This is a genomic window from Thioalkalivibrio sp. ARh3 (assembly GCF_000377265.1).
GTDB classification, from domain to species: domain Bacteria; phylum Pseudomonadota; class Gammaproteobacteria; order Ectothiorhodospirales; family Ectothiorhodospiraceae; genus Thioalkalivibrio; species Thioalkalivibrio thiocyanoxidans.
The window spans coordinates 57549-70657 of record NZ_KB897947.1 but is presented as its reverse complement, the minus strand read 5'-3'; the positions used below and the strand labels follow the sequence as shown (position 1 = coordinate 70657).

Sequence of the window (13109 nt, the reverse complement as noted above, 5' to 3'; positions counted from 1 at the left end):
GTGGAGGCCCGCCACTGGCGTCGCGGGCGGGTCCGCGTGCTGCATGACGCGGCTCTGTCCGCCGTCCCGGAATCTTGGTGGTTCGATTTCGGCGAGCTGGAGCGTCGAGGTCTGGTGACGGGCCGCGGCGGTGGCCGTGGCAGTGTGGTGTTCTTCCGCAGCCCCTTCGATCCCGACGAGCAATGGGTGCTGCGCCACTACATGCGTGGCGGGACTGTTGCGCGCATTCTGGGCGATCGTTACCTGTGGCAGGGTCTCGCCGAGACTCGTCCCTGGCGCGAATGGACCTACACGGCCCGGCTGTATGATGAAGGACTGCCCGTGCCGCGCCCGGTGGCCGGGCGCGTGGTGCGTTCCGGGCCGCTGTATGCGGCCGATCTGATTACGGTGCGGGTACCGGGGGCGCGTTCACTGGATGAGAACCTTGGCGAGGACGGGGTTCCCGATGCTACGTGGCGGGCGGTGGGCGCCTGCATCCGGCGCTTCCACGATGCCGGGCACTGGCATCCGGACTTGAATAGCCGCAACATCCTCATCGCCCCGGATGGACGGGTCAGCGTCATCGACTGGGATCGTGGGCGGCATCGAGCCGGAACGGACCCGGACTGGCGCGAGGCCAATCTGCAGCGGCTGCGCCGCGACCTGGAGAAGCGCCTGCGGATTCGCAGCCGCTGGGTCTACACCGATGCCTGCTTTGTGGCCCTGCGTGCCGGCTATGAGGCGGGCGCGTTCTCGGGCGACTGAGCCGCGGCCATCGGCGGCCGGGCGCGGGGTGCGCCGGCTGCCATCAATGCATCCAGGCGTTCGATTGCGTCTCCGGGCCGGATCAGCTCCATTACACCGGGTTGCTCGATCTTGGTGCCCCAGCGGATCGCGCGGGCCGGTTTGCCCAGTTCCCGTCGGGCGGCCTCATCGTAACGATCCACGCACCACTGTCCGCTGTAGTAGGGGCGAGCACGGCCCGGGTTGGTGCAGGCGTAGAGGCCGATCACTGGGGTACCCATCGCGTTCGCCATGTGGGCTGGGCCCGAATCCGGGCTGACCACGGCGGTCGCGCGGCCGAGGATGGCCAGCATCTCCTTGATCGATGTGGCCCCGACCAGGCTCCGGTGAGAGAACTGGCTGTGCTCTAGGACGGCCTCGCCCATCTGGCGCTCCAGCTCGGAAGGTCCCCCGGTGATCAGTACCTGCAAGCCGTGTGTTCGAAACGCGTGGTCGGCCACCTGCGCGCAGCCCTCGGCGGTCCAGTTGCGCAGGGGGTGACTGGAGCAGGGGCTGATCACCAGCGTCGGGGTACCGTCGGGAATCTCGTCGCGGGCGCGCGCTGCGGCGTCCTCGGGTACGGGAATGTCCCAGATCATGTGGCGACGGCGGATCCCCAGCGTCTCGATGAAGCTGAAATAGATGTCGATCACATGCTGACCGGGGTGCGGCGGGATGCGCGCGTTGATGAACAAACCATGCAGATCGCGCGAACGGGCGCGGTCATAGCCCAGGCGCAGGTTAGCCCGAATGCCCAGGCTGGCGATATTGGCGCGCAGGGCGAACTGGTTGTGCAGCAGCACGTCGAAGCGCTCGCCGTGCAGTTGCCGCCAGAGTTCGCGGTAACCGGCCCAGCCGGCGGTCTTGTCGAAGATCCGAAACTCCACACCCGGGATGTCGCCTACCAGGGCGTGTTCGGCGCGCCCGACGACCCAGGTCAGCCGGGTGTCCGGCCATTCGCGCTGCAGGGTACGGACCACCGGTGTCATGTGAGTCACGTCGCCCAGCGCCGAGAAGCGCAGGATGCACAGGGACTCGGGTGGGCTGGTCAGGGGTAGTACGGGGGCCATGATGGCTGGCGAACTCACTTGTGGGATTTGCGGCGCCCGGAGCGACGGGCTCGGCGGTGATCCTTGACGCCGGGGTACATGTCTACCTCGGGGTCGGGCTGGCTCTTGAAGCGGCGGTGTGCCCAGAAGTACTGCTCCGGGTGCTCGCGTACGGCCTGCTCGATAATCTGGTTCATACGCGCGGCGTCCGCTTGGTCGTCTCCGGAAGGGTAGTTCTCCAGCCTCGGACCGAACACCACTTCGTAGCCCTCGTGTCCGGGCAGGGCGTGATAGAAAAGCGGCACGACACGTGCTTTGCTCATTCGGGCAAGACGCGGGAGCCCGGTCACGGTGGCGGCAGGGATGCCGAAGAACGGAGCAAATACGTTCTGGCGGCTGCGATAGTTCTGATCGCCCGCGTACCATACGGGCAGTCCGCTGCGCAGCTTGCGCACGATGCCGCGCAGGTCATCTTTGGACAGTACGGGCCCGATCCTGGCCCTTCCCTGCCGCATGGTGGCATCCGCCTGGGGGCGACGATCCATGGGTTTGTAGATCACGGCCATGTCGACTTGCCGACTCAGCAGGCGGCCGGCGATCTCGATTGGCGTGAAATGACCCGAGAGCAGGATCACGGGCGAGCCGTCAGCCTGTGCTTCTTCCAGATGCTCCAGTCCGCGGACGCGCAGTGGGATGTTGTCTACGCGTGGTCCACCGAACCATGCCAGAGCCAGTTCGGCAAACCCACGACCGGTATAACGGAAGTTGGAGCGTACCAAGGCCTCGCGTTCGCGGGCCTCCAGTTCAGGAAAGCACAGTTCGAGGTTGCGACGGATGATCAGCCGTCGCTCGCGTGCCAACATATAGGTAACAGGCCCGAGCGCCTCGCCCAGACGCAGCACGAGCGGCGAGGGCAGACGAGCGATAAGCCATAGCAGGCCTACGCCGAGCCTGTGGCCCCAGTTGGAAAAAAGTGCCAGGTGAGTGCTCACAGGGATGGCATCAAGTGGGAGTTTCCGGCAGAGCCGCTCAGTATATCAGGGGCATCCGGACCCTTGGTGTGTTGCAGGGATGAGGTGACGTTCCGCGCGGATGTTTCTTCACCGGGGCTACTCTTCTCCGTCTTCGAACTGAACCTTGTGCAATGCAGCGTATGCTCCATTGCGGGCCAGCAGCTCGGTGTGGGTGCCGGCTTCTGTGATGCGCCCGGAATCTACCACCACAATGCAATCGGCATCCTCAATGGTCGAGAGGCGGTGAGCGATCACGAGAGTGGTGCGATCGCGCATCAGGGTCTCCAGTGCGAGCTGGATCTTTTGCTCCGATTCGGAGTCCAGTGCCGACGTGGCCTCGTCAAGGATCAGAATGGGTGCATTTTTCAGGAGCGCACGCGCAATGGCGACACGCTGGCGTTGTCCGCCAGACAGCATGATGCCGTTTTCGCCAACGACCGTGTCAAAGCCATCTGGGAGCTTGTCGATGAAATCGAGCGCATTGGCCGCTCGCGCCGCCTCTCGGAGCTGCTCTTCCGAGGGGGGTTCCTTCATCCCATAGGCGATGTTGTGTGCCAGTGTGTCGTTGAACAGGACCACGTGCTGGCTGACGACAGCTATTTGGGACCGGAGATCCTGAAGGCGGTATTCCTGAATCGGGTGTCCATCCAGGCGGATTTCACCTTCATCAATCTCGTAGAACCGGGGCAAGAGCCGAGCCAGCGTCGTCTTGCCGCTGCCTGAGCGGCCTACTAGTGCCACGGTTTGGCCTGGTTGGATAACCAGGTTGATATCCTGGAGTACTCGTTGGTGGCTCGTCGGGTACTGAAACCCCACGTGATCGAATTCGATCAGTCCCGTGGCGCGGTGCAAGGGGCGTTTCCCGTGATCTGCCTCCGGAGGGGTGTCCAGGATCTCGAATACGCTCTCGCCTGCGGCCAGTGCTTTCTGGATCTCGGCATTGACCCCCACGATGCGCTTCAGTGGAGGTAGCAGCAGAAGCATGGCGACGACAAACGAGACCATCCCTCCAGGCGAAATCGTCTCGAGCACCAAATCCATGGTTGCGAGGTAGACGATGAGGGCCAGGGCAATGATGGCGCCGAATTGCGATAACGGCTGGGCGGCGGCCTGTACGGCCTTATGGCGCATGGCCTGACGGTGAAAACGCTCGTTGGTATCACCAAAGCGGCGGGCCTCATAGTCCATCGCGCCGAAGATTTTGACCTCCGTCTGGCCTCGAATCCCGTCTTCGGCGATTTGCGCGTAATCCCCGGTCGATTGCTGCATGCGGCGGCTGATCTTCCGGAATTTGTGGTTGGCACCGGTAATCACCAGGCCGACGATGGGTGCCACGGTGAAGACGATGAGCACGAGCCACCCGCTGAGGTAGGTCATGTAGGCCAGAAGAAATATTACGGTGAAGCTGTCCCGAATCAGGACAACGATTGCCTTGGACGCGGCCGAGCTGATCTGCGTCACGTTGTACGTGAGTTTGGCCAGCAGGGTGCCGGGCGAGTGCCGGTCGAAAAACGACGATGGCAAACGGAGATAATGTTCGAACACCGCTTGGCGGATGTCTTTTACGACCTTGCGCCCGATCCAGGCGACGCTGTAATCCGAAGCGAAGGTGGTCAAGCCGTGAAAGAGGAAAATCCCGATCAGGGCAGCCGGTACCCACAGGCGAGCGCCGGGGTCTTGCTCGATAAAGGTGCCGTCAACGAGTGGCTGGATAATCCAGGCGAACGCGGCCTGACCGGCGGCGGCCAGGATCATCGCTGTGATCGCCAGGACGCCCAGGCGCCAGTAGGGCTTGATGAACGCAAAGATGCGTTTGTAGAGGTGCCAGGACTCGCCAGCGGTCGGGTGGTTCGGGTTCTGATCGATCGAGCGGGCGCCCATCTGGGTTCCTTGGCAGGCTAGGTGCTAGGCTTGGCGACACTGCATTGATGTGCGGCACACCTGGGCAAGCGGAGCGCAAGCCGGGTCAGTAAGCCGAGATGGTGCGCATGATAACAGACGTCCGGATCCGCCCCAGGATCAGGGACGCGATACTGGCCGCATGGTAGCATGCGCGCCTGACCTGCCATGCCCCCTGATGTGGGCGCTTGTGCGCAGCCTACCCGGAGTAGTTTATGTCGAGCCATACCATTGTTCCCGGTCGTATCAGCATCTCGATTCCTCACTGGCAGGTGCTGCCTCTGCTGCAGCCGTGCCTGCGTTCGATCCGCAAAAACACGCGCGGCAAGGATGTGGAGGTCATCGTCATCGACAATGGTTCGAAAGACGAAAGCCTGGAGTACCTGCGTTCGCTGGAATGGATCCGGTTGATCGAACGACCGGAAGAGGGGCTGTTCAATTTCCCGCACAACGTCTGGACCTCGCACGATATCGCGTTGAAAGAGGCCACAGGCGAGTTTCTGGTCACGATGCATACGGACCTGTTTGTAAAGCGCGAAGACTGGCTGGACGAATACCTGAAGGCGATGGGGGATGATCCCCGCCTTGGTGGCGTGGGCACATGGAAGCTGGAGCTGAAGAACCCCATTTATGAGTTCCAGAAGCGTGTCTTTCACGTGATCCGCAGCAACATCAAGTACGCTCTTGGGCTGCGCAAGAAGCGCTACGTGTGGAAGCAGGGTCACTATCCCAAGGACTTCTGTGCGATGTATCGCCGCGAGATTCTGCTGGACGAGGGACTCACTTTCCGCAGTGTTGAGGGCAAAAAGGGTTTCTACGACCAGAGTGGTGGCTACTCGATTTCCGCCCAGCTCTGGGACAAGGGGTACCCGACCAAAGTTGTTCCAGTGCGTACCATGATGCCGCGCATCGTCCACCTTGGGCATGGCACTGCTGCTGTCTCCCCCGAGAAGACCCATCGCCGGAACCAGCAGAAGCTCGAGACCCGACGTGATTCGCTGTTTGACGAGGCTTGGGTGCAGGAGCTGCAAACCAATACAGCTCTTGATCGATGAGCACAGAATCCCGTTGATCGGGCGAGGCTGATGCAGTGAATACTGGCGCACTCTTCCGGGGGCGCGGGTTCTGGTCTTTTGCCCGGTTCCGCGTCTGGGTCAGGGATTCCCGGTGGCTCGGCTGGGCGCTGGCTATATTCCTTGCGGGGTTCCTTGCCGCCTGGAGTACCCGCTTTCATCGCGATGTTCTCTACCTCCTGATAGTGCTGCCGTTCCTGCTAGCCATGAGGTGGCAGGACTGGCGCCTCCTCCTCTCTTCTCGAGTCTTCCAGTTTCTGATCCTGTGGGTCGGGGTGCTCTCGGCCTCGATGTTGTGGAGTGACCCAAGTCTGGTCGACGCCGACGAAGTCTATGACAAGGTCCGCTATGCGCTTCTGACCCTCATTTTTGTCTCGGCGACAGCTTGGGTTGTAGCGACCCGAGACGACTGGTTCGATCGTCTGGTGCTGGTATTGATACCCATAGCGGCCGTTGTTCTCGTGTATTCCATAGCGAGCTACTACGCGGAGCATCCGTTCCCCTCGGCGCGACTGAACAACATGGTCTTTTACCGCGACAGTCCGAATCGCGGTTCCGTCGGCTTCTTGCTGGTGGCGCTAATCGGATTGGCCGTCGCCTTGAATCGAGACAAGGGGTATCTGCGGATTCTGGGCTGGATCGGCGTTGCAGTCGGATTGGCTTTTATTCTCCTGGCGCAAAGCCGTGCGCTACTGCTCGGATTCTCGGTCGGGGCGGTCGTCCAGCTTGCATATTTTCGCTACTGGAAGGTGCTGTTGGGGCTCGTCTTCGGGGTGGGGGCGTTTGTAGTCGTAACCCATGTCATGGATTTTGGGTTCCGAAGCTTCATCGAACGTGCGGATGCTAATCGTTTCACTGTCTGGTCGGCCGTTGTCGAACGCATCATGCAGAATCCCTGGTACGGGGAGGGGCTCATCCTCGATCGTGCCGTCATGGGCGGTGATGGCCGAACATATTACAGCCCGCACAGTATCTGGCTGATGTCGACGCTTGTGGCGGGGATCCTCGGAGTTGCCGCTTGGCTGCTGCTGGCCCTGGTCGCCATCCGGGAGGCCTTTCACCAGTCGCGTCGTGAGTTCTGTGGGCGAGCCACTGCAGTCCTGGGCATATCGACGTTTTTTGCCGGTGTCTTTCTGCTGTCATTTGCGGGTCATGAGATCATTTATCAGGTGAACCCGCATTTTTGGCTAGGTCTGTGGTTCCCTCTTGCGCTGCTTGTTGGTCATGAGCTTCGCCGTCGGCGGGCTCTGCAGAACCCCAGGCGTTGAAATCATAGCCAAACGCTTCTATCTCGCGCGCGAAGATTTGGCGCAGACGCTGCCTCTGCTCTTGGCTAATAAATTCATGGAGAGGGCCGGTCTTCGTATTTCGATGGCCTTTTTTTAGACTGGGAAGCCAGCCGTCAAATGGGATGCCGATCATCTGCGCTGCATGGTCCAACGACTGGCCGAGCTCTTCGTAACGATATACCCGGTCCATCACGATCTCGTTTTCGATGGTGTAGATCGGCCAGTTGCTTCCATGGGAGGCGCCATAGCGTTTCTGTGTCTCACGGCGGTCCGATTCCATAGCGTCCAGGAACCGGTCGAAAGGGAATTGGGTCCCTTTGACGTGCTGTCGCCAGACCCAAAGGGAGATAGCCCTGTCGAACGGATTACGCTCGAAGCAGAACTTGTAGTAGCTATCCCACATCGATGGCGGCAGAAAATCCCGAACCTCTTGCGCGGTCATGTGTTCGGGTATTACTTCAAGAAAACGCTCCAGCCTCGGGCGGCGATCATTTTGTGGCCGGATTCGGTCCAGGCACCATGCGCGCCAGCCGCGTATTTTGTCGCTCACGGATAACGATGCCCAGGGACGGAGGTTGTTTTTCGGCAAGACCCCGTATTTGTTTCTGGCGTCCGGTACATGCGCAATGAGATCGCTTGGTCCCGCGTAACGGGCAAGTGATGCAAACACGCTGGAGCTCGCGGTTTTTCGAGTTCGTAGAAATATGAATCGGTGCTGGTGGGAGATGATCGTCATGTGGTGTCGTTTTGTTTATCGCTGCCACTTGGGCTCTAGCGCTTGTGAAGGCGGTTCGGCATGGTGGTCGAGGGCTTTCGAGTATCCGAGAGTCTCGAAGTCTTTTCTGTACGTTTGTGAGACGTACTCCAGGCTAGCGTTGTCGTAGAGTTCGAAGATCCGAGATGACGCTCCTGTTCTTCCATGTGCCCAGTCAGACCGTTCGGCGTGGTGCGGAAGCGAGAGTCGGGTGCGGATGGCGTTCAGATCCTTCGTGAGTGTTTCGACGGAGCCCAAGTAGTCCAGGTGGTCGATTCCGCACGGAATCAGGTCCGTTTGGCGAAACCAGTGGACGTCGTCGCGATACCCGCCTTTCGCGAGGTATGCGCAGAACTCGTTGAAGGTGATTGGCGCGGTGCTCGCGCGACCCAGCGCTCTCGCGACGGGGACCCTTTGACGCTTCTGCCCCTGGATTTTGTCCAAATATGCTGACGCTACGCGGGTATATGGGTTTCGAACAACCGAAAAGAGGAAGAACCGCTGGTGAAGGCGGTAGGTCTCCAAGAGCCCCAATGAGCTCGCACGATTGTATCCGGATTTATAGGCTCCGGCGCTGTCGCCGTTTTCGGTTTCGATATTGCTGATGGCATAGCTGACAGTGGAATTGGCCGCTTTGGGTATGCGGAAATAGATGAAACGCCGTTCTCGGTCCACGGCAATTCGAGTGTCGACCTTGGTGGTTCCGTATCGACACGGATAGCGAAGAAAGAAAGGCGACACGTGGACTTTCAGATATGTTCGCAACCCCATGGTCGGTACCTTTGCTTCATCTGGCGCAACAGTTGGAAATAAACTCGATCAGGTTCGTGGTGTCGCCGATCAGGGGGACAGGTATTGTGCTGCGGCCCGGGCGGAGGTGAACTGGGAGGCCCGTTCTTTCAGGAGTAAGCGATCGGGGGGGGCGTCGATCGTGGCCAGCAAGGCCTCTGAAATCTGTACCGGGTCGGATGACACCATGGTGCCGAAGCGACCGTGATCCAGGATTTCAGCGGGTCCCCCTGGACAGTTGGTGGCAACAACAGGGCAGCCAGTTGCTAGCGCTTCGACAAGTACGTTACCGAAACCTTCCCACCGCGAGGTGAGCACGAAGGCTGATGCCCGAACCATATACTTTAGCGGGTTCGCGGCGAACCCCGGCATGTGGATATCCTGTCGAATACCGAGATCGTCAGCCAATCTCTCCAGATTGGCGCGCTCTGGCCCGTCACCCAGGATCATTAACCTGAGGGGGCGCGTTTCTCGCGCGGCCGCGAATGCCTGGATGAGCGTAGCCTGGTCCTTCTGAGCGGTCATCCGCCCGACACTCAGGATCACTGGAGGGGAGCCTTCGGCGAACCAAGGGTGATCGAATGGTTCGCGGATCCGTTCCCACAGGACATCCGTGACTACCGGGTTGTAGACGGTCTTGATGCGTTCTCTTGGCAGATCGAGCGTGCTCGCCAGATCATCGGCTACTGCGTCAGAAATCGCCACGAGCGAGTCGGCCTGCAAATACATGCGGCGCAGCAGGGGGCGCAGGTGCCGCCAGCGCCAGAGTCGACGATGTTTTTCAGTCGTAAGCGTGTTCGACAAAGGATTATGTTCGCTCAGGGTCAGGCGAGGTTTGTGCGTTGTTCCGGATCGAGCGATGGCAAGTGTCAGGTTTTCCTGGGTTCCTCCTCCGATTATCCGATCTGGGCGATACCCTTCGATATATTGCTGGACGCTTCTTAGATAGCGAAGCGGCTTGGCCCCTTTGGCCGGGAGGATCACGGGTTTGAGTAATTCCTTCCAGCTGTCGGGCGCGCTGTTGAGCGCGCGGATGCGCGTTGCTATTGGGTGTTCGCGCCGCAGACGAATGGTATGCAGATCGGGTTGGTCGGCAAGGTGTTCCAGCCCGTCCGGATTCAAGACAAGCAAGTCCACCTTGATGCCCATACGGAGGAACTCGTTGGCGAGGTTCCAGCGATTTCGTTCGAGTCCTCCCCCGGCGCCGTAAAGGTGGCGCATGTGGGCAAATACGATCCCGACACGCTCGGCGTCTTGATCAGGCCCTTGCAGCCCTTTTTCAGGAAGTTTCATCTCTGGAGCGAGTGGAGGCACAAGTGATCGACAGGCATCTACGCGCCATTAGGCTGAAGCGCTCGGGCTTCCATCACGCTTCCGCGCAGGGCGCCCAGTAGCTGATTTCGGAGCCCGTCGCGCGTGAATCGGATCTCCGACTCCTCCCGCCCCTTCCGCCCCGTAGCGAGTCGCTCGTCCGGAGAAAGTTGGATGAGTTGGTCGAGGACCTCGGATAGCGCGGTCGGATCGCGGGGAGGGGCGAGGTAGCCAGTCGTTCCGAGGACCTCGGGTGTTCCGCCCCCGCGTACTCCTACGATGGGGATCTCGGCCGCCATCGCTTCGAGGAAGACTCTGGCGAAGTTGTCGCCTTCGGATGGCAGTACGAATACGTCGAAGGCCCGCATGTAGAGGTTGGCGTTGGCGACAAATCCAGTGAACAGGGTGCGTGAGTGAATACCCAGATCGCGCGCCTCGGCCTGAAGGGTTGTACGCTCTTTTCCGTCCCCTATAACGACGAGTCGGGCCTGAGCGGCGTCTCGTGTTTGCAGCTTCGCAAAGGCTTTCAATAGATCAGTGATGCGTTTGTAGCTGTCAAAGCGCGCCACACAGCCGAAGACGAACTGGTCTTGATCCAGTCCGAGTCTTGCGCGCGCCTCTGTTCTGGACAGCATTGTCGTGCGCAGGCGGTTGGCGTCGATATAGTTATGGACGACGGAGATGCTATCTCTTGGATACCATGGCATGTTCGCGATGAAGCGATCTCTCTGCGCGTCGGTCAGGGTCAGTATGCCCGTGAGGCGCTTGCGGAAGGCTTGGTAGTAGCGCTGACGGCTTCTGGAATCCGTTGCATAGTATCCGCGCAGCAGTGCGTAGATCGGGCGACCATGGCGAGCGATGACGCTGGCAAGTAGCAGACTCGCGACGCATTTGTACTGATCCCCAATCATTACGTCTGGCCGGTCTCTTCGCAGGATTCGTGCGAGGCGCCATGCGGTTGCGATTCGGTTCCGTTTGCTTGCCTTGTCGCTGAGACGCAGTCCGGTAACGCTGTCATCCGGGCAGTCAGACTCGTACTCCGAGCCGTCGCCGGTCAAAAAGCACAGAGTGAGGCGGGCGCCTGCCTCGCGGTAGACGCGAAAGTGCTCCCGGACGTTGGCACCTACATGGCCCTTTTTCTCCAGCACGATGAGGATATGCTGGTTGGCGAGGGGCCGTTCTTCTGATGTATCGGTCATAAAATCATGTAGTGGCCTGGTTGCCCGCTATAATCCGTGTGCGCTCTTGCGGGGGTCCCGTGGCAGCCAGGTCGTCTTGGGAGAGAACGTGCAATCGTCAACGCGAATGGGTCGAATGCAGAGTTTACCATCTGACGTTCGCGATCGGCTGTCCGAGCAACTCTGTACCCCGACTATTCAGGTGGAGCGTCTGGTTCGCGAGGTGTTTCTGGTGCGAGCTGGCCAGGAGATCCTGGTGGTCAAGAGGACGGGTGATGCTGACAAGGAAGCCATCGTTAGTGAGGTGTTCTCCGCGCTGGAGGTGCCCGCTCTCCCGGTTCAGGTGATCGATGCTGGCTGGGTGTCCATGCCTTACAGCCCGGCAAGCTCGGTCGCTGCCATTGTCGATCGGGCGCCTGGTGGCCTTGAACGAGGGAAGCTGTTTTATGGTCTGGGGCAATCGCTTCCGGCGGCATTCGTTGCGGGAATGAAGGACCGCAATCTAGACAATGTGCTCTTCGATGTCAGCTGCGGCCGCGCGATGCATCTGGATTATGCGGCCGCATTCGCTGAACCCCTCTGGCGTCGGACTTTTGCCGGCCACCGCCTGCTGGGGTACCTGTACCGTCGTTTGCTTCTGGACCCGCTAGTTCATCTCGATGAAGGGGATCCGGTGGAAGCTCAGCGAGCCTTCCTGGAAGGGGTTCGGGACGAGAGCTCTCGGCTGGCTGGCATTCCGCGCCGCACCTTTCGGGACGTGGCGTTTCGCAAGAGAATGTATTGCACTCTCGGGCTTGTTCAGGCCTCACGGATTCCACGGATTTGGCCGCGGGCAGCCAGGTTGATCCAGCGAAAATACCTCCCCGGGATCCGCCGCGCGGTCCAAGATCCGCTACAAGAGAACCTGGCGAGTGGTGGCCATGCGCTTGGGCTTAGGACCTGAGGCTCTCCGGCCTTTCCGCAAAGCGCTTCTCGGACTGGCTAATGGCGCTTACCACGTCTTCGACCCGGATGCTGTCCATTCGGCGGCCGTCGGCAAACGTCTTCTTTCCTTGTGTCGGCGGTATGTGTTTCGTGCCGCGAACGATCAGAGCCCGGTTGGTTAGAGGGCCCCAGCGGACGGGATCCGTCGGTCCAAACAGCGCAACAATCGGTGTGCCCGTGGCGGCGGCCATGTGCATGGGGCCGCTGTCGTTGCCAATGAAAAGGGACGCGCGCTCGAACAGAGCGATGAGGCTTCCAATGCTGAGTCTCTGCACCAGGTTGATCGGCGGGTGCTCGCACAGAGCCTGAACCTCCTGCGACGCTGCGCGGTCAGGCCTCGCACCGATCAGGATGGGCTGTTTTCCTTCGCGGTGTAATGTGTCGATTACCTGAGCATATTTCGGCAGCGGCCAGTGCTTGTATTCCTTCCCGCCGGCTACATGCAGGCAGATCATAGGGCGCTCCGAGTCTATCTCGTGAGCACGCAAGGTCTCTTCAAGGTTTGCGTGGTCCGAAGGCAGTGGCTCAAGCGTGGGCCATCCCCATTCCAGTTCGGGGACGACAGCTCGCCCTATGGCGCCGTAGATTTCGATGCGGTGTTCCATCCCCTCTGGCTTTGCTACGTGCTCACTGAAGCGCCGAGCATACGGCGCGCTGTCTCGACAGATGCGCCGTGGGGCGCCACTCATGGCTCCGAGCCAGCCCCCGCTACCGCTGCCACCGAAATCGAGGGCAATCGTGGGTCTTGAGGAGCGGATTGTATGGAGTAGCTTGATGAATCCGATGAAGTCCCTTGCCGGGCTGCCCGCTCTGGGCAGTGTGGCGATTGGGCCCTTTAGGGTTGGGATCCGTTTCGCGAGTTCGGCGTGAGGTTCATGAATGACGAGGAGGCTCTTCTTGTGCTGTGCCAGAGCAGAGAGGACCGGTGTGGCGACGAGAAAATTTCCTAGGTGCCGATCCAGCATGAGTTGTACAAGTCGATCTTGGTTTTTCACTTCGATGTCCAAA

At 60.3% G+C, this 13109-nt stretch carries 12 protein-coding genes; 4 read left to right on the top strand and 8 right to left on the bottom strand.

Annotated features, from left to right (window positions below):
• Entirely contained in the window at positions 1-744 is a 744-nt protein-coding gene (locus tag C995_RS0100370; protein ID WP_018863033.1) for a 3-deoxy-D-manno-octulosonic acid kinase, read from the top strand.
• Here the strand turns inward: C995_RS0100370 and C995_RS0100365 are convergent.
• From C995_RS0100365 to msbA, 3 genes are all read right to left on the bottom strand, one after another.
• A complete protein-coding gene (locus tag C995_RS0100365; RefSeq protein WP_018863032.1) occupies positions 714-1832 on the bottom strand; it encodes a glycosyltransferase family 9 protein in 1119 nt (372 codons plus the stop codon). The two genes, C995_RS0100370 and C995_RS0100365, sit on opposite strands and share 31 nt — an antisense overlap.
• A gap of 14 nt (positions 1833-1846) precedes the next feature.
• Entirely contained in the window at positions 1847-2809 is a 963-nt protein-coding gene (locus C995_RS0100360) for a lipid A biosynthesis acyltransferase (RefSeq protein WP_026278860.1), read from the bottom strand.
• A gap of 111 nt (positions 2810-2920) precedes the next feature.
• A complete protein-coding gene (msbA, locus tag C995_RS0100355; protein ID WP_018863030.1) occupies positions 2921-4705 on the bottom strand; it encodes a lipid A export permease/ATP-binding protein MsbA in 1785 nt (594 codons plus the stop codon).
• Positions 4706-4938: 233 nt separating this feature from the next.
• Between msbA and C995_RS0100350 the strand changes: the two genes are divergently transcribed.
• Positions 4939-5778, top strand: a complete 840-nt coding sequence (locus C995_RS0100350) for a glycosyltransferase family 2 protein (protein ID WP_018863029.1) — start codon at positions 4939-4941, stop codon at positions 5776-5778.
• Between the two features lie 35 nt (positions 5779-5813).
• Positions 5814-7064, top strand: coding sequence for an O-antigen ligase (locus tag C995_RS0100345; RefSeq protein ID WP_018863028.1), 1251 nt, complete (start codon positions 5814-5816; stop codon positions 7062-7064).
• On the opposite strand, the gene C995_RS13725 is transcribed toward C995_RS0100345, so the two are convergent.
• The 4 genes from C995_RS13725 to C995_RS0100325 all read right to left on the bottom strand — a co-directional run bounded on the left by C995_RS13725 (position 6955) and on the right by C995_RS0100325 (position 11138).
• A complete protein-coding gene (locus C995_RS13725; protein ID WP_081618855.1) occupies positions 6955-7821 on the bottom strand; it encodes a sulfotransferase family 2 domain-containing protein in 867 nt (288 codons plus the stop codon). The genes C995_RS0100345 and C995_RS13725 overlap by 110 nt on opposite strands.
• A 15-nt stretch (positions 7822-7836) precedes the next feature.
• Positions 7837-8514, bottom strand: coding sequence for a sulfotransferase family protein (locus tag C995_RS0100340; RefSeq protein ID WP_018863027.1), 678 nt, complete (start codon positions 8512-8514; stop codon positions 7837-7839).
• A 165-nt stretch (positions 8515-8679) separates the two neighbouring features.
• Entirely contained in the window at positions 8680-9921 is a 1242-nt protein-coding gene (locus C995_RS13720) for a glycosyltransferase (protein ID WP_156015464.1), read from the bottom strand.
• 38 nt (positions 9922-9959) lie between these two features.
• On the bottom strand, positions 9960-11138 hold the full coding sequence (locus C995_RS0100325; protein WP_018863024.1) for a glycosyltransferase: 1179 nt from the start codon (positions 11136-11138) through the stop codon (positions 9960-9962).
• Between the two features lie 88 nt (positions 11139-11226).
• Here C995_RS0100325 and C995_RS0100320 point away from each other — a divergent pair, with 88 nt between their 5' ends.
• Positions 11227-12060 (top strand): hypothetical protein, encoded by an 834-nt coding sequence (locus C995_RS0100320; protein WP_231362391.1) that lies wholly within the window; start codon positions 11227-11229, stop codon positions 12058-12060.
• Here the strand turns inward: C995_RS0100320 and C995_RS13715 are convergent.
• Entirely contained in the window at positions 12050-13108 is a 1059-nt protein-coding gene (locus C995_RS13715; protein ID WP_231362390.1) for a glycosyltransferase family 9 protein, read from the bottom strand. The genes C995_RS0100320 and C995_RS13715 overlap by 11 nt on opposite strands.
• Position 13109 lies beyond the last annotated feature (1 nt).